We start from the raw sequence: 17,943 nt of genomic DNA, 5'->3' as shown, positions 1-17,943 counted from the left end.
CGCACAACCCTTACGTTTACACTTTCCTGAATTTCCGCCCCGCCGCAGTGCGGGGATGATTCGAGGGGCAATCGTGGCCGGACCCGCAAGCGAACGCATCCGCATCCGTATGGAAGGTTACGACCACGAGGTGCTCGACCGGACGGCGGCCGAGATCGTGAAGACCGCTCGTGACAACGAGGCGACCGTGCACGGGCCGATCCCGCTGCCCACCCGCATCGAGCGGTACACGGTGCTGCGGTCCCCGCACATCGACCGCAAGAGCCGCGAGCAGTTCGAGATCCGCACCCACAAGCGGCTCATCGACATCCTGAAGCCGAACCAGAAGACGATCGAAGCGCTGAACAAGGGGCTCAACCTGCCCCCGGGCGTCGACATCAAGATTCGCGTGATCGCGGGCAGCTAAGCAAAACTTTCACGGATCGCTGTTGTCGCTTTCGGTACGAGTGCTACAAAGATTAACTCCCGCCCGCGGCGGACGCTTCAATCGAAGCACCATCGCGGGCGGCTTCATGCGAAGAACGCGACCACGCTTCACCGCCGAGCTTCATGCCGCCCGTTAAGGGCCGAGTTGCTCAACACCGCGGTTACGCCGGGCAAACCGGCGCAGGCGAGATGGTCAGGAGTGGCTGAACAATGGCGGAAAATACTGTGGCATCGGCCCCTGAAAACGGGGTTGCGGCTCCCGTTGCTCGTTTGATCGAGGTCACGGGCACCCTGAAGGTGCCGGTCGTGAACCGGTCCGGCGCGGAAGTCGGTACGGTTGACATCAACCCGTCCGAGTTCGGCGGGAAGATCAGCCGCCAGTTGATGCACGACGTGGTGCTGATGTACCTCGCTAACCAGCGGGCCGGTACCCACCACACGCTCCGCCGCGGTCAGGTCGCGGGCAGCACGAAGAAGCTGTTCCGGCAGAAGGGCACGGGTAACGCTCGTGCCGGTACCAAGCGGACCAACAAGCGTCGCGGTGGTGGCACGGCGAAGGGGCCGAAGCCCCGCGACTACGAGTACCACCTGCCGAAGAAGTCGGTGAAGGCGGCCACGCGGATGGCGATCCTGTCCAAGTTCCTGGACGGGCAAGTGGTCATTCTCGACGAGTTCGCGCTCGCGGCCCCGAAGACGAAAGAAGTCGTCGGCGTGCTGAAGGCGATCAAGATCGGCAAAAAGAAGAAAAAGACGGAACAGGGCGAGAAAGAGATCGAGCTGACGCTGGCGGACACGACGGTGCTGATCGGGACCGAGAAACTCGACCCGAACGTCTACAAGTCGGCCCGCAACATCGAAGGCGTGAAGGTTCTGCCGGCGGCCGAGTTCAACTGCTACACGGTGCTGAAGCAGAAGCGGCTCGTGTTGACGAAGGCTGCGTTCGAGGCGCTGCGGGCGGTGGGTGCCGCCAAGTCGTAACGCGTCGGGGACCGCTGGGCACACACACGAGGCAAGCTCCGGCCGGCAGGTCGGGCGGAGATGAGGGCGAGAGATGGCGACCACACGACCGCATCCGAAAAAGTACCGGCGCAAGCTGGCGCTGCGCCAGCCCTGCGTTCACGGCGAGAGCGGCATCGAGCTGCGGCCGTACCAGGTGGTGCTCCGCCCGCTCGTCACCGAGAAGGGCACTCACCAGAGCACCCGGTACAACGCCTACACGTTCCAGGTGAACCCGCTCGCCACCAAGACGCAGATCAAGGCGGCGATCGAGGAGCTGTTCAGCGTCCGCGTCGAGGCTGTCCGCACCCAGGTGCGCGAGGGCAAGAAGCGGCGGTTCCGGCAGTCGATCGGCCAGCTCCCGACCTGGAAGAAGGCCATCGTCACGTTGAACGCGGAAGACAAGATCGAGTTCTTCTAACAGTGGGTAGTGGTCAGTGGGCTGTGAGCAGTTGAGTGCAACTGGGCCGCCGGCTGACTTGGTTTCGACTGCACACTGAACACCGACCACTGAGAACTGCCATGGGCGTTAAACAATACAAACCGACTTCCGCGGGCCGCCGGGCCGGGATGGTGTCCGACTTCGCGGACTGCACCACCCCCCGCGCGAACAGCCCCGAGAAAAAGCTGCTCAAGCCCAAGAAGAAAAAGGGCGGGCGCAACAACCAGGGGATCGTGACGTCACGGTTCCGTGGGGGTGGTCACAAGCAGCGCTACCGCGTCATCGATTTCAAGCGGAAGCGTGACGATGTGGCCGCGACGGTCATCAGCGTCGAGTACGACCCGAACCGGACCAGTCGTATCGCCCTGATCGAGTACCCTCGCGACGAGAAGCACGATTTCTCCCGGGCGTACATCCTTGCGCCGAACGGCCTGAAGGCCGGCGACAAGGTGATCTCGGGCGAGGGCGACGCGGTCGAGCCGAAGCCGGGCAACTGCATGCCGCTGTGGAAGGTGCCCCTCGGCATGACGGTCCACAACGTCGAGTTGGTGCCGGGCAAGGGCGGCCAGATTTGCCGCTCGGCCGGGTGCGGTGCGGTGCTGACGGCACGCGAGAAGGAGTGGGCGCAGCTCACCATGCCGAGCGGCGAAATCCGCCGCGTGTCGAGCAAGTGCCGCGCGACGATCGGCGTGGTGTCGAACGCAGAGCACATGAACATCAGCATCGGCAAGGCCGGCCGTATGCGGTGGAAGGGGCGCAAGCCCCACAACCGCGGCACGACGATGAACCCGACCGACCACCCGATGGGCGGCGGCGAAGGGCGGACGGCCGGCGGTCGCAACCCGTGCTCGAAGACCGGCGTGCCCGCGAAGGGCGGCAAGACCCGCCACAAGCGGAAGCCCGGCGGCAAGGCGATCATTCGCCGCCGTCCGGCGGGTCGGTTCCAGAACACCGCCTGATCGCGTTCTGGTTCGGTAGCGAATTGTTTGCCGGGAAGGCCGGTTAGCTAAAAACAACTGGCCTCCCTCTCGAAGCGTTCATATAGTGATTCTTCCCGGTTTGAATGTGCCGGGTTTTTGCTTTGTCCGGGGCGCCGAGTTCACGAGGCGAAAGAAAGCATGAGCCGGTCGCTGAAGAAAGGTCCGCACGTCGACCTCCGTCTGCTGGCGAAGGTCGAGAAGCAGGGCCAAGGCAAGGAACCGATCAAGACGTGGTCGCGGGACTGCACGATCGTCCCCGAATTCATCGGCGCGACGTTCCTTGTCCACAACGGTAAGACCTTTTTCAAGGTCTACTGCACGGAAGACATGGTCGGGCACAAGCTCGGCGAGTTCTCCCCGACGCGGACCTTCAAGGGCCACTCGGGCGGGAAGAAGGCTGCGGCCAAGTAACGAAAAAGTGGGCAGTGGTTGGTGGGCAGTGGGCAGTGCCGACCGACCGAGACGTTGTCGCGTGGTGACAACGGCACCCGATGTCGCGAACAGCACTGCCGACGGCACACTGGCCACTGATTGCTATGGACTACAAAGCGATTCACCGGTTCGCCGACGTCGGCCCGCGTAAGATTCGGCTCTTCGCCGACCTGATCCGCGGTAAGAACGTGGACGAGGCGCTCCAACTGCTGACCTTCTACCACAACCGCGGAGCGAAGTTGCTCCTGGCCGTTGTGAAGAGCGCGTACGGCAACGCCGACGACCGCGAGTGTCCGGACCCGGACAGCCTGATCGTTTCGGAGTGCCGCGTCGACGGCGCGCCGACGTTCAAGCGGATCCAGCCCCGCGCTCGTGGCACCGCGTTCGGTATCCTGCGACGGATGTCGCACATTCACGTGACGCTGTCCGATCCGGCGGCAAGCGAGCCTGTTCCGGCTCCGTCCGCTGCGACGACGCCAGCCGAGACCGTTGCTCCGACGGCGTGAGCGGTGCAAAAAGCGTAGTGCTGGGGGCCGGCCGGTCCGGCCCCTCGCCTGTTACACTCCAGGCGTCGTGCGGTCGGCGAAAGATAGGAAGACACCGGGGTTTTTGATATGGGCCAGAAAGTTCGACCGACGGGGTTCCGGACCGGCATCATGCGGCCGTGGCGGAGTACGTGGTACGCGCCCAAGAACTCCCCGGCCGCCGACGGCAACTCGTTCGCGGACCTGCTGCTGGAAGACGTCGCCATCCGCGCGTTCATCCAGAAGTACCTGACGAACAAGAAGGACCGCAAAGAGCAGCGGCCCGCCATCGCCGACATCCGCATCGAGCGGACCCGGGAGCGGGTGACCGTCGTGGTCGCGTCCAGCCGGGTCGGTGCGATCATCGGCAAGAAGGGCGAGAAGATCGAGAAGCTGACCAAAGCGCTCGAGAAGCTCACCCGGCGGCACATCGAGGTGAAGACCGTCGAGGTGACCCGGCCGGAGATCGACGCCCAGCTCATCGCGGAAGACATCGCGGAGCAGCTCGAAAAGCGGGCGAGCTTCCGTCGCACGATGAAGCAGGCCATGCAGCGGGCGATGGAAGGCGGCGCGAAGGGCGTGAAGCTCCAACTGTCGGGCCGCCTCGGCGGCGCCGAAATGGCCCGCTGCGAGAAGGGGATGGAAGGCTCCATCCCGCTGTCGACGCTGCGGGTGAAGGTCGAGTACGGGTTCGCTGAGGCCGTCACGCCGCAGGGCAACATCGGTATCAAGGCCTGGGTGAACCAGGGCGACTACCTGACCGGTGACATTGCCGATACGACCGAAGCCGGTGCGGGCCAGCAGCAGCGGCGGCGGCCCCGTCGCGGTGGGCGGGGGGACGGTGGCGGCGGCGGTCCTCGCTAAAGGCTGCGGATTCCGATTGCAACTGCTGGAAGTCAGCGATCAGAGGCCTGAGGTCGGAAAGAGCGCTGTGGGCGGAGCGTGGCCGGGAACTTCTGGCCCTCTGCCTTCTGACCTCTGACCTCTCTTGTGTGTGAGGGAGAGCGGCGATGCCACAGATGCCCAAACGGGTCAAGTTCCGCAAGGCGCAGCGCGGCGTCGTCCGCGGGCGCACGACCCGCCGGAAGTACAACGGGCCGATCAAGGGCAACGCCCACCGCGGCAACTACGTTGCGTATGGCGATTTCGGCCTCCAGTCGCTCGAGGGCGGCTGGCTGTCGGCCGAGTGCATTGAAAGCGCCCGCGTGACCATGACGCGGTTCGTGTCGGGCGAAGGCCGTTACTACATGCGGGTGTTCCCGCACAAGCCGATCACCTCGATCCCGGCCGAAACCCGGATGGGTAAGGGCAAGGGCGAGCCCGAGTACTGGGCCGCGGTCGTCCGCTCCGGCCAGATCCTGTTCGAGTTGGGCGGCGTGGCCGAGAGCGTGGCGAAAGACTGCCTCGCCCGCGTGGCCTACAAGATGCCGTTTAAGTGCCGCTTCGTGACCCGGCGGCCCAACGTCTAAGGTCGAATGCGGGATGCGGATTTCGGAGCGCGAGACACCGAGCCGAACGCCCAGTGTTCCGCCGCCTTCCGTTCCGCGTTCCGAATTCCGCATTCCGAATTGGTGAGACGATGCCGAACCGCATGAAAGAGTTCCGGGGCATGAGCGACGACCAGTTGTCGCTCGCCCTGAAGGATACCGAAAAGCACCTGTTCCAGCTCCGCTTCCAGTCGGCCACGGACCGCCTGGAGACGCCGTCGGAGATCCGGAAGGCGCGGCGCGACATCGCCCGCATCCGCACCCTCCAGCGCGAGAAGGAGCTGGCGAAGCTCGGCGGCCTGCCGCCGGAGCAACTCGCGACCCGCATCGTTTCGCTCCAGAAGAAGGAAGCGGAAGGGCTGCCGGGCAAGCGCATCGCGCACCGCCAGGTCGCCCGGCTGAAGCGGTTCTATGTTGCGAAGGGCGGTACGCTGCCCGTCGCCCCGCCCGTGGCGCCGGCCCCTGCCCCCGTTGCGGCACCTGCTGTTGCCGCAAAGCCCGAGGGCAAGAAAGACAGCGCCCCGAACAAGAAGAACGCCCCGAAGGGGAGTGGTAAGTAATGGCCGAACCGAACACGCCCGCGACCGCTCCCGCCAAGACGACCGGTCGCCGGATTCTCGAAGGCGTTGTGACCCGGGACAAGACCGCCAAGACCCGCCGGGTCGAGGTCGAGCGCCTCGTGCGGCACCCGAAGTACGGCAAGTTCGTGAAGCGCCGCACCGTGTGCTACGTGCACGACGAGAACAACGATTCGCACCTGGGCGATACGATCGAGATCCAGGAGAGCCGCCCGCTGTCGAAGCTGAAGCGGTGGACCCTGGTAAAGGTCGTCAAGCGGGCGCCGAGCCGGACCCTCTCGAACCTCGAGGGTGCGGTCGCCGGGACCGACGCGGTGCCCACCGGGGCGAAGGGCAAAGACGAGAAGAAGTGAGTAATGCGGGGTGCGGAATTCGGAGCACGGTGTTGACGCCCCGCTTCGGTTTCGTTCCGCATTCCACGTTCCGCATTCCGCACTGGTGAGCCAATGATCCAGATGTATACCTACCTCGATGTTGCCGACAACACCGGGGCGAAAGAAGTGATGTGCATCCAGGTGCTCGGCGGCAGCAAGCGCCGCGTCGCGTACCTGGGCGACATCGTGCGTGCGAGCGTGAAGAAGGCCCTGCCGGGCGGCGACGTGAAGCAGGGCGACGTGATCAAGGGCGTCGTGGTCCGGACCCGCGTCGCGACCCGCCGCGAGGACGGCAGCTACGTCCGCTTCGACCGCAACGCGCTGGTGCTGTTGGACAACGACAACAACCCGCGCGGCACTCGCATCTTCGGGGCCGTGCCCCGCGAGCTGCGGGCCAAGTTCAACAAGATCCTCAGCCTCGCGGCTGAGGTCGTTTGAGGAGCGTGTTGAGTGTTTGGTGCCCTGTGCCCCGCTGGACGCAGTCGCAGCACGTGACACGAGACGCCGAACACAAGATACCAGGCACCAAACACGAAACACGGCTATGTACATCTGCAAGAACGACGTTGTTCAGGTGATCGCCGGCGACGACAAGGGCACCCGCGGCAAGGTGATCCGCGTGCTCCGCGCCGAGAACAAGGTGGTCGTCGAGGGCGTGAACCGCGTGTACCGGCACCTGAAGCCGTCGCGCAAGAACCCGCAGGGCGGCCGGCTCTCGAAGGAGATGCCGGTCAACGTCTCGAACGTCATGCTCATCGACCCGGTGCTGAACGTCCCGACCCGCGTCGGCGTTCGCTCGCTGCCGGACGGCACGAAAGAGCTGTACGCCAAAAAGAGCAAGACACGCCTCCGCGTGCTGAAGAAGCCGCGGGTCGCCGCCGCGAAGCCGTAATCGGCGACCGACGCGGTGCGTTGTCTGTGCGACGGTGTGGCTCCTCACGCCGGCCACCGGCCCTTTCGATTAACGACCATTACCACCGACCCGTACCGAGCCCGTTGGCATGGGCTCGCAATTAGGTCGCACGAGGTTTGATTCACGATGGCTACCGCGACTGCTGCCCCTGTGACCGCTCGCCTCCTTGAGAAGTACAACAAGGAGATCGTCCCGGTACTGTCGAAGAAGTTCGGCCGCGAGAACCGGTTGAGCCTCCCGAAGCTCTCGAAGATCGTCCTGAACATGGGCGTCGGTAAGGCGCTGCAGGACAAGGAAAAGATGAAGATCGCGGCCGAACAACTGGCCCTGATCGCGGGCCAACGCCCGCAGATCACGAAGGCCCGGATGGCGGTCAGCGGCTTCCGGCTCCGCGAGGGGTACGAGATCGGCTGTCGGGTCACGCTCCGCGGCAAGCGGATGTTCGAGTTCCTGGACCGCCTGATCAACCTCGCCCTGCCCCGTATCCGCGACTTCCGCGGGATCAACCCGAAGAGCTTCGACGGGAACGGCAACTACAGCATGGGGCTCACGGAACAGCTCGTGTTCCCCGAAATTGATCCGGACAAGGTGACGTTCACCCAGGGGATGGACATCACCTTCGTCACCACAACCAAGAACGACGACGAGGCCCGCGAATTGCTCCGCCAGTTCGGCATGCCGTTCCGTGACGAGAGCAAGTAAATCAAAAGTAAAAGGCGAACGTCGGGATCGGGTGGCACATTGTGTCACTTGGTGATTCGGCTTTCGCTTTCTACTTTACCTTAAAAGTATGTGGAACGGCCGACTCCCCGGGGTGTGTAACCCCGGTCCCGAGGCGGAACGCCGCACCGAGAAACCAACGCGATGTCAACCAACGCGAAAGAAGCGAAGCACCGCCGCCAATTGGTGGCGGTTGCGAAGCACAAGGCCGAGCTGAAAAAGCCGGAGGCCCAGCGCGACCTGAAGAAGGTTCTTCCCGGGCGCGTGCTCGTGAAGATCGTGCGCCGCTGCCAGCTCTGCGGCCGCTCCCGCGCGGTGTACCGCAAGTTCGGCTGCTGCCGCATTTGCTTCCGTAAGCTTGCCAGCGACGGGCTCATCCCCGGCGTGCGCAAGGCGTCCTGGTAACCACGAGAGGGGAGGAACACAGCCATGATGACCGACCCGATCGCGGACATGCTGACCCGCATCCGCAACGCCAACAGCATCGAGCGGCCGCTCGTCGAAATGCCGGCCACGAAGCTGAAGGTCGCGCTCGCCAAGGTGCTGCTCGAAGAGGGTTTCATCCTCGGGTACCGCACCGGCAAGCACGTCGACACCGAGACCGAAGACGGCGGGAAGCAGAAGGTCTTTCAGGACGTCGAGCAACTCGGCGAGCCGCACGTCGTGCTCCAGGTGTTCCTGAAGTACGGCCCGGACGGCGAAAAGGTGATCCGGCACATCGAGCGGTACTCGAAGCCGGGCCGCCGCGTGTACCAGGGCTACAAGGACGTGAAGCGCGTGCTCGACGGCCTCGGCATCGCGATCCTTTCGACCAGCCAGGGCGTGATGTCCGACCGCCAGGCCAAGCAGAAAAAGGTCGGCGGCGAGATCCTGTGCACGGTGTGGTGAGTTGTTGACGTTTGGTGTTGGCCACGTGCGCGCCGTTCGGATTGATCGGCACGCCGAACAGTTCAGCATCGGACACGAACTATCGTTGCGAATTCAAGGCCGCGATTCGGACCCCGCGTCCGGCGAAGCCAGGAGAAGTGAACAATGTCGCGTATTGGTAAGCAGCCGATCGCCCTCCCCGCCGGGGTGAAGGTGACGATCGCCGGGACGAGCGTCAAGGTCGAGGGGCCGAAGGGCAAACTCGAACTCACCGCGCACCAGAACATGAAGATCGAGTCGGACGGGAAGGCCATCACGGTCGCCCGCCCGAACGACGACCGGCAGAACCGGGCGCTGCACGGTCTCACCCGCGCGCTCATCAACAACATGGTCGTCGGCGTCACCAAGGGCTACGAGAAGAAGCTCAAGGTGGAAGGCGTCGGGTTCCAGGCTGCCGCAAAAGACAAAGGCGTGGAACTGACTGTCGGCTACGCCAACCGCATCGTCCACCTGCCGCCGGTGGGCATCACCGTCGCGGTCCCCGACCCCACCACGATTGTGGTGAGCGGCGCGGACAAGCAGATGGTCGGCCAGTTCGCCGCCGAGATCCGTGCGAGCCGCAAGCCGGAGCCGTACAAGGGTAAGGGCGTCCGTTACGAGAACGAAGTCGTCCGCCGTAAGGAAGGCAAGTCCTTCGCGGCCGGGAAGTAGTGTGAGTGCGAGTAGGGGCGCGGGCGGGACGACCGCTCACGCCCGCGCCGCGACGCTCCGACCGGTTGTTACTTACTCACACACGCACTCACACTCACACTGTTGCAGTCATGAACACTCAGAAACTCAAGCGGAAGCAGGCCGAGCGGCGCAAGTACCGCGTCCGCAAGGCGATCTACGGCACGCCCGCGAAGCCGCGGTTGAGCGTGAGCCGGAGCAACCTGCACATCTCGGCTCAGTTGATCGACGACCTGAACGGCGTCACGCTCGCCGCCGCCACCAGCCAGGGCAAAAACTCGGGGCTGAAGCACGGCGCGAACGTGTCCGCCGCGACGGAAGTCGGGCGCAAGCTCGCCGAGGCCGCCAAGGCCAAGGGCATCACCGTCGCCTCGTTCGACCGCGGACAGTTCCGGTTCCACGGGCGGATCGCGGCTCTGGCCGTGGCCGCGACCGAAGCCGGCCTGGTTTGCACGGACGTTGAGGCGGTGAAGGCGAAGGCCGCCGCGAAGCCCGCCGCGGCACCGGCGCCGGCGGCTGCGAAGCCCGCCAAGGCGAAGGGCGAAGGCAAACCGAAGGGCGAAGGCAAGCCCAAGAAGTAAAGCAGCGGTTGGCGGGTGAGGTTGAGCGGGCCGGACCGGTTCGCTCCGTTCGCCCCCGGACTTTTCGCCACCGAAACCGCGGTTCTGAATACAACAGGCGATATTTCCAGCGGGGGGCGTCCAGTCCCCCAACGAGGGACATATATGGCGCGCGAGCGACGAGACAGGGGCGAGACCGACTCGCGTGACAACGCGTTGGTCGATTTCGTCGTGAAGATCCGCCGGTCCGCCTGCGTGGTGAAGGGCGGGCGCCGGTTCAGCTTTAACGCGCTGGTGGTCGTCGGCGACCGGCGCGGGAAGGTCTCTTACGGTTACGGCAAGGCCAACGAAGTGCCGCCGGCCGTCGAGAAGGCCATCAAGGAAGGCGAAGGCAACGTCGGCCGGTCGAAGAAGGTGTCCGTTCGCGGCAGCACCATTCCGCACCGCGTGATCGGCAAGTACGGCGCGAGCCGCGTCATCCTGGTGCCCGCTGGCCCGGGCACCGGTGTGAAGGCCGGTCCGGGGGTTCGTGAGGTGCTGCAGGCGTGCGGCATCTCGAACATCCTCACCAAGGTTCACGGCAGCACCAACCCGCTGAACCTCGTGAAGGCCACCCTCAACGGGCTGGCCCAACTCCGGACGAAAGAAGACGTGGCGCGCCTGCGGGGGGTACAACTCTAATGGATCTCTCAACCGTTTGCTCCCCCGGTATCCAGAAGCGTCGCCTGAAGCGCCGCGTCGGCCGCGGGATCGGTTCCGGGCACGGCAAGACGTGCGGCCTCGGTCACAAGGGCCAGTACGCCAGCGCCGGCGCCCGGCTCCCGAGCGGGCTGTTCGAAGGCGGTCAGATGCCGCTGTACCGCCGGTTCCCGAAGCGCGGCTTCAGCCACGCGACCTGGGACAAGACCGCGGCGGTCGTCAACGTCGGTGACCTCGAAGCGTTTGACGCGAACAGCACCGTTGACGTGGCCGCGCTGAAGGGGCGGCGGCTCGTGGTCGGCACCTTCGACCACCTCCGCATCCTCGGCGAAGGGGCGGACAAGCTGACCAAGAAGCTGACCGTCCGGGCCGACCACTTCTCCGCCGCCGCCAAGGCCGCGATCGAGAAGGCGGGCGGTACCTGCGACCTGATCCCGGCGCCGAAGAAGCCGGTCCGCAACAAGATGGGGTCGAAGAAGAAGGCGCTGGAAGCGGCCAAGGCCGCGAAGAAGCCGAAGGCGTGAGGAACGACTTGGCGGGCGGGGGCGTGAGCCCCTTGTTAAACTCCAGCGCGTCGAGCCGCACGGACGTTTAACAGGGGGCTCACGCCCCCGCCCGCCTGAGTGAAAGGATTACCCATGAATTGGCGCTCCATCAGCCTCGTCGCCGGTGTCGGCACGCTCATCGGCGGGGTGGCCACGTTTTCGTACGGCGGGCCGACCCTGTCCTGGCTCGGGTGGACGCTGATCCTGTTCGGCGCCGCGGCCAGCGTCCTGGGCTTGGTGCCCGAACAGCTCCTCACGGTCTTCAAGATCCCGGAACTCCGGAAGAAGATCTTCATCACCCTCATCTTCTTGGCGGTCTACCGCATCGGGTACTACGTCCCGCTGCCCATGATCGACCAGGCGAAGATGGCCGAGAAGATGTCGCAGGCGCAGCGTGGCGCGCTGGGACAGGTGCTCGGGTTCGTGTCGCTGTTCTCCGGCGGTAACCTCTCGAACGCTTGCATCTTCTCGCTCGGCATCATGCCGTACATCTCGGCGTCGATCATCATCCAGCTCCTGTCGAGCGGGGTGGTGCCGTCGCTGGAGAAGCTCCGCAAGGAGGGCGAGAGCGGTCGCAAGAAGCTGAACGAACTGACCCGCTATCTCACGGTGCCCATTTGCATCGTGCAGGCGGTCATGGTCGTGCAGGCCGTCATGAAGCCCGAGGCCAGTGACGGTAGCGGGATGGGGCTCGCGCCCGACGGGTACAACGCCGGCTTTGACCTGTGGTGGTTCGGCTTCACGGCCGTTGTCACGCTGACCGTAGGTACCGTGTTCCTGATGTGGCTCGGCGAGCAGATCGACGAGTACGGCATCGGCAACGGCATCTCGCTCATCATCATGGCCGGGATCGTGTCCCGCATCCCGGACGCGGTCAACATGCTCCTGATCGACTCCTCCACGGGCAAGATCAAGGACTCGGTGTTCACACTCGGCGGGGCCGGGACCGACATCACGTTCGAGAAACTGATCGTTCTCGCGTTCCTGTTCGTCGTGGTGGTCGTCGGCGTGATCGCGATGACGAAGGCCCAGCGCCGCATCCCGACCCAGAGCGCGAAGCACGTCCGCGGCCGACGGGTGTACGGCGGCACGCGCCAGTTCCTGCCGATGAAGGTGAACGCGGCCGGTGTGATGCCCGTGATCTTCGCGAGCACCCTGCTCATCGTCCCGGGCCTGTTGTTCAACGCGATCTACAGCTTCTCCGACAGCTCGATCGGCTGGGCGGGCACGCTGTCGAGCGTGTTCAACAACCACAGCGGCTGGATGTACAACTTCGGCTACGTGGTGATGATCTACGTGTTCACGTACTTCTGGGTGGCGATCACCTTCAACCCGAAGGAGATCGCCGACAACCTGAAGGACCACGGCAGCTTCATCCCCGGTTACCGGCCGGGCAAGAAGACCGCGGACTACCTCGAACGGGTGCTGATGCGGGTGACGTTCGTGGGGGCGGCGTTCCTCGCGATCATCGCGATCATCCCCAACGTGATCTCGAACGAGATGGGCGTTCCGCTGGTGGTCGCGAGTTACTTCGGCGGTACGGGCCTGCTTATCGTGATCAGCGTGGCGCTCGACCTGGTGCAGAAGATCAACAGTCACCTCGTCATGCGGAACTACCCCGGGCTGACCGACGAATCGTGATTTCGCCGCAACGCCGGTAAAGTCGGAACTGCGACGGCAAAAGGCGAGAGCTTTTTGCCGTCGTGCCATTTCAAGATCGGTTCTGTGCTTCACCGTGCCACGGATTCGGATTCCAGTAGTTTCAAGTTCGTCAATCGTGTGCGCCACCCGCCTGCTGATGCGGGCGGGTGGCATCTCAGATCTCACAGCCGATTACCAAAGCCGCGCGAACTTGAAGCGGCTGGATTTAACTTGACCCGCTGACCCAAACCGTTCAATCGGTAATTCCGGCTCCGGTCGAAGCGTCTGCGTCAGCGGACGGCACTGAAATGGCCCGACGTGAAACACGGAACTGCTCGCGTGCCATTTGTGAGGGTAGCGGCAACTCGGAGTGTGAGTAGAGCCGTCGCTCATGAGACACTGGCTCATCTGGCTTGTTGTTTGGTGAGGCGTTCCCCTCTCTTTCGGGGGAGTCAACTGCTGGCCTCATTTGGGGCTGTGGCATCCTGGCCGCAGAGACAACTCGATCGCTGCTGGAACGTGAGCCGCGTATTGAGGCTGTGGGTCCCCAGCCGACTGAGACGCATGGGGTGGCGGCTGGACATTTGCTGGCGTCAGACTGGTCCGGAGCTGGGCGGTCGCTACCCACGCACCACCGGCATGAAACCGAATACGAGTTGCAGACGTCCGCTGGTATTGTGAACGCTCGCGGCAGTAGATTGGGGCGTAAAGTATTGTTTTGTCATCGTTTGGGGTTGTTGATGCTGGCGCGGCTCGTTTCGCTTCACGAACAGGAACTCTTTGCTGGTAGTTCCATTTGGTACGAAAGCGGAGAAAATCGAACTGCTGGAACTACCACAAGGTGTAAACACGGGAGTTGTGCAAGTAGTCGGCACGGGGGGGGATTTTCGCGATCCTCTTGCTGATGCCTGTGACGCAGACAACAATACAGTGGTTATGAAGGATTGGTGTCCGCCAAGCCCACCCGGTGAACTCGGTTCGCAGGTGTCGTCAGGCCCGCTCGGCGGCGGCGGACATTTGAAGGTGACGGTTCATGCGATTGGTGCTCGTCGGACCCCCGGGCAGCGGCAAGGGCACGCAGGCCGACCGGCTCGTCAAGCGGTTCGGACTGACCGTCATTGGCACCGGCGCAATGTTCCGCGACGCGATCAGACGGAACACCGAGACGGGCCGGATCGTCGGGCCGCTGATCAGACAGGGACTGTTGGCGCCGGACACGGTCGTGAACGAGGTGGTCGCCGAACTGTTCCGTGGTAAGAGCCGGCCCGAGCGGTTCGTGATGGACGGCTACCCGCGGACCTATTCCCAGGCGGTCGCCTTCGACGCGTTGCTGAGACAGGAGTTCCTGCGGGTCGATGCCGTTGTGAACCTGCGCATCGACGACGACGAGGTCGTTCGGCGGATCAGCGGGCGGCGGTGCTGCTCGAACGGGGCGTGCGGCGTGTGCTTTCACGTGACCGCGCAACCGCCAAAAGTCCCGGGCGTTTGTACCGTGTGCGGGGCGGAACTGGTTCTTCGCGACGACGACAAAGAAGAAACGGTCCGGCGGCGGCTCGGCGAGTTCCACAAAAACACGGACCTGTTGCTAGAACATTACCGGCGGCAAGGGCTGGTGGACGACATCGACGCGACGCAGGGTCCGGAGAAGATTTTCGCCGACGTGCTGGCGGCGCTGCTGGTACGCCGGCCGGACGAAACCGGGAACGCGGTTCTAACCGCAGAAGGGAGGGCGCCGTGATACGCGATGGCATATGTCGGAGCGGTTCACGCGCCTCCCGTAACTCAGCGGCAGAGTGCCGATCTTATAAATCGGCTGTCGCGGGTTCGACTCCCGCCGGGAGGACTCGGCCGTGACGCGGCCGCGGAACTCGGCTCCCGCAAGGAAATCGTTGTCGCCGTTGTTTTGAACCCGTGTTCCGAATTCCGCCACCCCCGCGCTACCCGATGATCCGACCCAACGCGAACCGGCCGCCGGAACTGAAATCCGCCCGCGAGATCGCGCTCATGCGCGAGGCCGGGAAACTCGTCGCCCGCGCGCTCCGCATTTGTCGCGAGATGGCGAAGCCCGGCGTCAAGACGATCGAAATGGATCAGGCGGTTGAGGCGTTTTACGCCAAACACAACGCGATCCCGCTGTTCAAGGGCTACCCCGGGAAAACGCCGTTCCCCGCGGTCACGTGCCTGAGCGTGAACGAGCAGGTGGTTCACGGCGTCCCCGGTCAGCGGGTGCTGAAAGAGGGCGACCTGCTGAAGGTCGATACCGCGTGCAAGCTGAACGGCTGGTGCGCGGACCGCGCGATCACCATTCCGATCGGGCCGGTGTCGGCCGAGAAGGCCCGGCTCCTGAAGGTCGGTGAGGAGACGCTCCAGATCGCGATCGACCTTCTGCCGAAGCGGAAGTGGTGGAGCCAGGTCGCGAGCGAGATGCAGCGGCACGTCGAGCAGGCCGGGTTCAGTGTCGTGACATCGTACGTGGGTCACGGCATCGGGCGGATCATGCACGAGAACCCGCAGGTGCCCAACTACGTTGACCGCGAGACCCGCAAATCCGACTTCAAACTCGAGCCGGGGCTGACACTGGCCGTTGAGCCGATGGTGAACATGCGGCGGGCGGAAGTGGACACGCTCGGCGACCAGTGGACCGTGGTGACACGGGACCGGTTGGCGAGCGTTCACGTGGAGCACACGCTCGCGCTCACGGCGAGCGGGGTGGTCGTCATCACCGCCGATGAAGGCGCGTTCGACGACGAACCGCAAACGGTTCCGGCCGCTCCGGCGCCGGCTCAATAATTTGGCGGTGCGGCCTTGTCGGTTTTTCAAGCCCGGGTAGATTGAAGGTTTACCCGGCGTGTGCGGGCTTTCGGAATTTGAAACGGCCGCGGCGCCAGTCGTTGTGGCAACAGGTCGTCTGGCGAATGGGTGCCCCATGAAGGTGCGTGCGAGCGTGCGGCGGATCTGCGACAAGTGCAAGATGATCAAGCGCAAGGGCGTCGTTCGCGTGATCTGCGAAGACCCCCGGCACAAGCAACGGCAAGGTTGACCACCAGAAGACAGACGCCAGAAGACAGAGGTCGGAACCGACTCTGGTCTTTGCTCGCTGTCCTCTGTCCTTTGTTCTCTGACCTCTGGTAGCTGATATGCCCCGTATTCAAGGCGTTGACATCCCGCCGGACAAGCCGACCCACATCTCACTGCGGTACATCCGCGGGCTCGGGCCGACCACGGCGCTGGAAGTGTGCGAGAAGCTCAACCTCGACCCGCAGCGGCGGGCCAAAGAGCTGAACGACAAGGAGATCGCCGAGATCGCGGTGCTCCTCGACAAGGAGTACCTCGTCGAAGGGCCGCTCCGCCGCGTGGAAGGCTCCAACATCGCGCGGCTGAAGGAAATCAAGTGCTACCGCGGCGAGCGGCACCGGAAGAACCTGCCGGTGCGCGGCCAGCGGTCGAAGACGAACGCCCGTACCCGCAAGGGCATTCGCAAGACGGTCGCCGGCAAGAAGGGCGTCAAGGACATGCGGTAACGTTAGTGTTTGGTGTTTCGTGTTGAGTTGAACACGGTTCGCGAACTGTGGCGAAACACCATGACCGAACGGGTCGGCACTAAACACTGAACACCAACCACCGAACACCACGAACATGGCGAAGAGCAAGAAGAAGAAGACACGGCGTAACGTAAGCCGCGGCGTCGCCCACGTGCAGAGCACGTTCAACAACACGATCGTCACCATCACCGACACGAACGGCGACACGCTGTGCCACTCGTCGGGCGGGGCGGTCGGGTTCAAGGGCAGCCGCAAGAGCACGCCGTTCGCGGCGCAGCGGGCGGCCGAAGAGTGCGCCTCCAAGGCGTCCAAGTTCGGCGTCAAGGAGGTCGAGGTGCGGGTGAAGGGGCCGGGCGCCGGCCGCGAATCCGCGATCACCGCCCTTCAGGCGTCGGGCCTCAACGTCAAGGCCATCGAAGACGTGACCCCGCTCCCGCACAACGGCTGCCGTCCGCCCAAGAAGCGCCGCGTCTAACCGTTCAAAACCGACAAGATGTGATCAGCCACCTGCGGTCAGTGGGGTGTTGCTCCGGCAACCCCCGCTGACCACACTGTTGTTAGCACGACGCCTGTTCCGACTCTGGGGTTCGCCGGGCGTGCGACTGACAGCCGAGGACGGTCACCGAAACCGGTCCCGCTTTGCGGGGCCACCTTGACCCCTGGTTCGAGCCCTCACAGGCGACATGGCACGTAACACCGATCCCGTCTGCAAGATGTGCAGGCGGGACCAGATGAAGCTGTACCTCAAAGGCGACCGGTGCTTCGGGCCGAAGTGCCCGATCGACAAGCAAAAGCCGCCGCCCGGTATGCACGGGCTGCGCCGCAGCAAGACCTCCGAGTACGGCATCCGGCTCCGCGAGAAGCAGAAGCTCAAGCGGTTCTACGGGGTGCTCGAGGCCCAGTTCCGCCGCTACTACGGCCTCGCGACGAAGGCCGTCGGGAACACCGGCGAGCAACTGCTGTCGATCCTGGAGCGCCGACTGGACAACGTTGTCCACCGGCTCGGCTTTGCCGTGAACCGCACCAGCGCGCGCCAGATGGTGTCCCACGGACACATTCTGGTGAACGGGGTGAAGTGCGACATCGCGAGCATGCTGGTCAAGCCCGGCGATGTCATCAAGGTGAAGACCCGGGACAGCAGCCTGAAAATGGCCCGCGACACCCTGGCGAAGGGGACCGTTCGCATCCCCGATTTTCTCGAACTGACCGGCACACAGGACCAGCCTGAAGGGCGCATGAACCGCACCCCGACCCGGCAGGACGTGGACGAGCGGATTACCGACATCCGCGAGCAGTTGATCATCGAAATCGCTACCCGATAGTGGCGGATACAGTATTCACCGCAGAGGGCGCGAGAGGACGCAGAGAGGAAACAAAAGTTCAGAACAGTGTTTTCTCTCTGCGCTCTCTCGTGCCCTCTGCGGTGAATACTCTTCAACTTTCCGGCCGCGATCGCCGGTCTTGTTCGACAGGTCGCCGTTTGGTTCG

24 protein-coding genes, 1 tRNA gene and 2 pseudogenes are annotated in these 17,943 nt (G+C 64.2%); all 27 read left to right on the top strand.

All coding sequences use genetic code 11. From position 1 onward, the window contains the following. Positions 1–73 precede the first annotated feature (73 nt). Complete coding sequence (rpsJ, locus tag GobsT_RS36905) at positions 74–406, top strand: 30S ribosomal protein S10 (protein WP_010043970.1); 333 nt, start codon at positions 74–76, stop codon at positions 404–406. 230 nt (positions 407–636) lie between these two features. After that, a complete protein-coding gene (gene rplD, locus GobsT_RS36900; RefSeq protein WP_081471775.1) occupies positions 637–1,404 on the top strand; it encodes a 50S ribosomal protein L4 in 768 nt (255 codons plus the stop codon). Positions 1,405–1,477: 73 nt separating this feature from the next. Continuing rightward, complete coding sequence (gene rplW, locus GobsT_RS36895; protein ID WP_010043966.1) at positions 1,478–1,843, top strand: 50S ribosomal protein L23; 366 nt, start codon at positions 1,478–1,480, stop codon at positions 1,841–1,843. A 101-nt stretch (positions 1,844–1,944) separates the two neighbouring features. Then, a complete protein-coding gene (gene rplB, locus GobsT_RS36890) occupies positions 1,945–2,823 on the top strand; it encodes a 50S ribosomal protein L2 (protein WP_010043965.1) in 879 nt (292 codons plus the stop codon). Positions 2,824–2,982: 159 nt separating this feature from the next. Then, on the top strand, positions 2,983–3,255 hold the full coding sequence (gene rpsS, locus GobsT_RS36885; RefSeq protein ID WP_010043963.1) for a 30S ribosomal protein S19: 273 nt from the start codon (positions 2,983–2,985) through the stop codon (positions 3,253–3,255). Between the two features lie 80 nt (positions 3,256–3,335). Beyond that, positions 3,336–3,782: a 50S ribosomal protein L22 gene (rplV, locus tag GobsT_RS36880; protein WP_238323571.1), complete on the top strand. Its 447-nt coding sequence runs from the start codon at positions 3,336–3,338 to the stop codon at positions 3,780–3,782. Between the two features lie 108 nt (positions 3,783–3,890). Further along, positions 3,891–4,664: a 30S ribosomal protein S3 gene (gene rpsC, locus GobsT_RS36875; RefSeq protein WP_010043958.1), complete on the top strand. Its 774-nt coding sequence runs from the start codon at positions 3,891–3,893 to the stop codon at positions 4,662–4,664. 146 nt (positions 4,665–4,810) lie between these two features. Beyond that, a complete protein-coding gene (gene rplP / locus GobsT_RS36870) occupies positions 4,811–5,269 on the top strand; it encodes a 50S ribosomal protein L16 (RefSeq protein ID WP_010043955.1) in 459 nt (152 codons plus the stop codon). A 110-nt stretch (positions 5,270–5,379) separates the two neighbouring features. Then, positions 5,380–5,847 (top strand): 50S ribosomal protein L29, encoded by a 468-nt coding sequence (rpmC, locus tag GobsT_RS36865; RefSeq protein WP_010043953.1) that lies wholly within the window; start codon positions 5,380–5,382, stop codon positions 5,845–5,847. Next, a complete protein-coding gene (rpsQ, locus tag GobsT_RS36860; RefSeq protein ID WP_010043951.1) occupies positions 5,847–6,218 on the top strand; it encodes a 30S ribosomal protein S17 in 372 nt (123 codons plus the stop codon). Before rpmC ends, rpsQ begins: the two co-directional genes overlap by 1 nt. A 93-nt stretch (positions 6,219–6,311) precedes the next feature. Beyond that, positions 6,312–6,677, top strand: coding sequence for a 50S ribosomal protein L14 (gene rplN / locus GobsT_RS36855; protein ID WP_010043947.1), 366 nt, complete (start codon positions 6,312–6,314; stop codon positions 6,675–6,677). Between the two features lie 106 nt (positions 6,678–6,783). Further along, positions 6,784–7,131 (top strand): 50S ribosomal protein L24, encoded by a 348-nt coding sequence (gene rplX / locus GobsT_RS36850; RefSeq protein WP_010043945.1) that lies wholly within the window; start codon positions 6,784–6,786, stop codon positions 7,129–7,131. 147 nt (positions 7,132–7,278) lie between these two features. Beyond that, positions 7,279–7,854 carry a 50S ribosomal protein L5 gene (gene rplE, locus GobsT_RS36845; protein WP_033198904.1) on the top strand — a complete coding sequence of 192 codons (576 nt, stop codon included), beginning with the start codon at positions 7,279–7,281 and terminating at the stop codon, positions 7,852–7,854. Positions 7,855–8,151: 297 nt separating this feature from the next. Beyond that, positions 8,152–8,277, top strand: a pseudogene (locus tag GobsT_RS41400) (30S ribosomal protein S14); the annotation flags it as partial. A gap of 24 nt (positions 8,278–8,301) precedes the next feature. Further along, positions 8,302–8,760 carry a 30S ribosomal protein S8 gene (gene rpsH, locus GobsT_RS36835; protein ID WP_010043939.1) on the top strand — a complete coding sequence of 153 codons (459 nt, stop codon included), beginning with the start codon at positions 8,302–8,304 and terminating at the stop codon, positions 8,758–8,760. Positions 8,761–8,904: 144 nt separating this feature from the next. Continuing rightward, on the top strand, positions 8,905–9,450 hold the full coding sequence (rplF, locus tag GobsT_RS36830; protein ID WP_010043937.1) for a 50S ribosomal protein L6: 546 nt from the start codon (positions 8,905–8,907) through the stop codon (positions 9,448–9,450). A 110-nt stretch (positions 9,451–9,560) separates the two neighbouring features. Further along, positions 9,561–9,914 (top strand): annotated as a pseudogene (gene rplR / locus GobsT_RS36825) (50S ribosomal protein L18); the annotation flags it as partial. Positions 9,915–10,193: 279 nt separating this feature from the next. Next, on the top strand, positions 10,194–10,709 hold the full coding sequence (gene rpsE / locus GobsT_RS36820; RefSeq protein ID WP_010043935.1) for a 30S ribosomal protein S5: 516 nt from the start codon (positions 10,194–10,196) through the stop codon (positions 10,707–10,709). Further along, positions 10,709–11,251, top strand: coding sequence for a 50S ribosomal protein L15 (gene rplO / locus GobsT_RS36815; protein ID WP_010043934.1), 543 nt, complete (start codon positions 10,709–10,711; stop codon positions 11,249–11,251). The genes rpsE and rplO overlap by 1 nt, the downstream gene beginning before the upstream one ends. A gap of 258 nt (positions 11,252–11,509) precedes the next feature. Further along, positions 11,510–12,913 (top strand): preprotein translocase subunit SecY, encoded by a 1,404-nt coding sequence (secY, locus tag GobsT_RS36810; protein WP_029601281.1) that lies wholly within the window; start codon positions 11,510–11,512, stop codon positions 12,911–12,913. A 1,033-nt stretch (positions 12,914–13,946) separates the two neighbouring features. Then, positions 13,947–14,651, top strand: a complete 705-nt coding sequence (locus GobsT_RS36805) for an adenylate kinase family protein (protein ID WP_010049770.1) — start codon at positions 13,947–13,949, stop codon at positions 14,649–14,651. A 33-nt stretch (positions 14,652–14,684) separates the two neighbouring features. Then, a tRNA-Ile gene (locus GobsT_RS36800) sits at positions 14,685–14,756 on the top strand. Between the two features lie 101 nt (positions 14,757–14,857). After that, positions 14,858–15,703, top strand: a complete 846-nt coding sequence (gene map / locus GobsT_RS36795) for a type I methionyl aminopeptidase (protein ID WP_010049773.1) — start codon at positions 14,858–14,860, stop codon at positions 15,701–15,703. 136 nt (positions 15,704–15,839) lie between these two features. Beyond that, entirely contained in the window at positions 15,840–15,953 is a 114-nt protein-coding gene (gene rpmJ, locus GobsT_RS36790; RefSeq protein ID WP_010049776.1) for a 50S ribosomal protein L36, read from the top strand. A 97-nt stretch (positions 15,954–16,050) separates the two neighbouring features. Then, positions 16,051–16,434, top strand: coding sequence for a 30S ribosomal protein S13 (gene rpsM, locus GobsT_RS36785; RefSeq protein ID WP_010049778.1), 384 nt, complete (start codon positions 16,051–16,053; stop codon positions 16,432–16,434). Between the two features lie 115 nt (positions 16,435–16,549). Continuing rightward, positions 16,550–16,930, top strand: a complete 381-nt coding sequence (gene rpsK / locus GobsT_RS36780; RefSeq protein ID WP_010049780.1) for a 30S ribosomal protein S11 — start codon at positions 16,550–16,552, stop codon at positions 16,928–16,930. Positions 16,931–17,138: 208 nt separating this feature from the next. Continuing rightward, complete coding sequence (rpsD, locus tag GobsT_RS36775) at positions 17,139–17,777, top strand: 30S ribosomal protein S4 (RefSeq protein ID WP_029601282.1); 639 nt, start codon at positions 17,139–17,141, stop codon at positions 17,775–17,777. Positions 17,778–17,943 lie beyond the last annotated feature (166 nt).

It is taken from the genome of Gemmata obscuriglobus, assembly GCF_008065095.1.
Classification (GTDB): Bacteria; Planctomycetota; Planctomycetia; order Gemmatales; family Gemmataceae; genus Gemmata; species Gemmata obscuriglobus.
This window is presented reverse-complemented; position numbering and strand designations above follow the sequence as displayed.

What these genes read in the sequence shown, in the direction of transcription:
- rplD (WP_081471775.1), top strand. Translation starts at nt 637, where the DNA reads ATGGCGGAAAATACTGTGGCATCGGCCCCTGAAAACGGGGTTGCGGCT.
- rplW (WP_010043966.1), top strand. Translation starts at nt 1,478, where the DNA reads ATGGCGACCACACGACCGCATCCGAAAAAGTACCGGCGCAAGCTGGCG.
- rplB (WP_010043965.1), top strand. Translation starts at nt 1,945, where the DNA reads ATGGGCGTTAAACAATACAAACCGACTTCCGCGGGCCGCCGGGCCGGG.
- rpsS (WP_010043963.1), top strand. Translation starts at nt 2,983, where the DNA reads ATGAGCCGGTCGCTGAAGAAAGGTCCGCACGTCGACCTCCGTCTGCTG.
- rplV (WP_238323571.1), top strand. Translation starts at nt 3,336, where the DNA reads ATGTCGCGAACAGCACTGCCGACGGCACACTGGCCACTGATTGCTATG.
- rpsC (WP_010043958.1), top strand. Translation starts at nt 3,891, where the DNA reads ATGGGCCAGAAAGTTCGACCGACGGGGTTCCGGACCGGCATCATGCGG.
- rplP (WP_010043955.1), top strand. Translation starts at nt 4,811, where the DNA reads ATGCCACAGATGCCCAAACGGGTCAAGTTCCGCAAGGCGCAGCGCGGC.
- rpmC (WP_010043953.1), top strand. Translation starts at nt 5,380, where the DNA reads ATGCCGAACCGCATGAAAGAGTTCCGGGGCATGAGCGACGACCAGTTG.
- rpsQ (WP_010043951.1), top strand. Translation starts at nt 5,847, where the DNA reads ATGGCCGAACCGAACACGCCCGCGACCGCTCCCGCCAAGACGACCGGT.
- rplN (WP_010043947.1), top strand. Translation starts at nt 6,312, where the DNA reads ATGATCCAGATGTATACCTACCTCGATGTTGCCGACAACACCGGGGCG.
- rplX (WP_010043945.1), top strand. Translation starts at nt 6,784, where the DNA reads ATGTACATCTGCAAGAACGACGTTGTTCAGGTGATCGCCGGCGACGAC.
- rplE (WP_033198904.1), top strand. Translation starts at nt 7,279, where the DNA reads ATGGCTACCGCGACTGCTGCCCCTGTGACCGCTCGCCTCCTTGAGAAG.
- rpsH (WP_010043939.1), top strand. Translation starts at nt 8,302, where the DNA reads ATGATGACCGACCCGATCGCGGACATGCTGACCCGCATCCGCAACGCC.
- rplF (WP_010043937.1), top strand. Translation starts at nt 8,905, where the DNA reads ATGTCGCGTATTGGTAAGCAGCCGATCGCCCTCCCCGCCGGGGTGAAG.
- rpsE (WP_010043935.1), top strand. Translation starts at nt 10,194, where the DNA reads ATGGCGCGCGAGCGACGAGACAGGGGCGAGACCGACTCGCGTGACAAC.
- rplO (WP_010043934.1), top strand. Translation starts at nt 10,709, where the DNA reads ATGGATCTCTCAACCGTTTGCTCCCCCGGTATCCAGAAGCGTCGCCTG.
- GobsT_RS36805 (WP_010049770.1), top strand. Translation starts at nt 13,947, where the DNA reads ATGCGATTGGTGCTCGTCGGACCCCCGGGCAGCGGCAAGGGCACGCAG.
- map (WP_010049773.1), top strand. Translation starts at nt 14,858, where the DNA reads ATGATCCGACCCAACGCGAACCGGCCGCCGGAACTGAAATCCGCCCGC.
- rpmJ (WP_010049776.1), top strand. Translation starts at nt 15,840, where the DNA reads ATGAAGGTGCGTGCGAGCGTGCGGCGGATCTGCGACAAGTGCAAGATG.
- rpsM (WP_010049778.1), top strand. Translation starts at nt 16,051, where the DNA reads ATGCCCCGTATTCAAGGCGTTGACATCCCGCCGGACAAGCCGACCCAC.
- rpsK (WP_010049780.1), top strand. Translation starts at nt 16,550, where the DNA reads ATGGCGAAGAGCAAGAAGAAGAAGACACGGCGTAACGTAAGCCGCGGC.
- rpsD (WP_029601282.1), top strand. Translation starts at nt 17,139, where the DNA reads ATGGCACGTAACACCGATCCCGTCTGCAAGATGTGCAGGCGGGACCAG.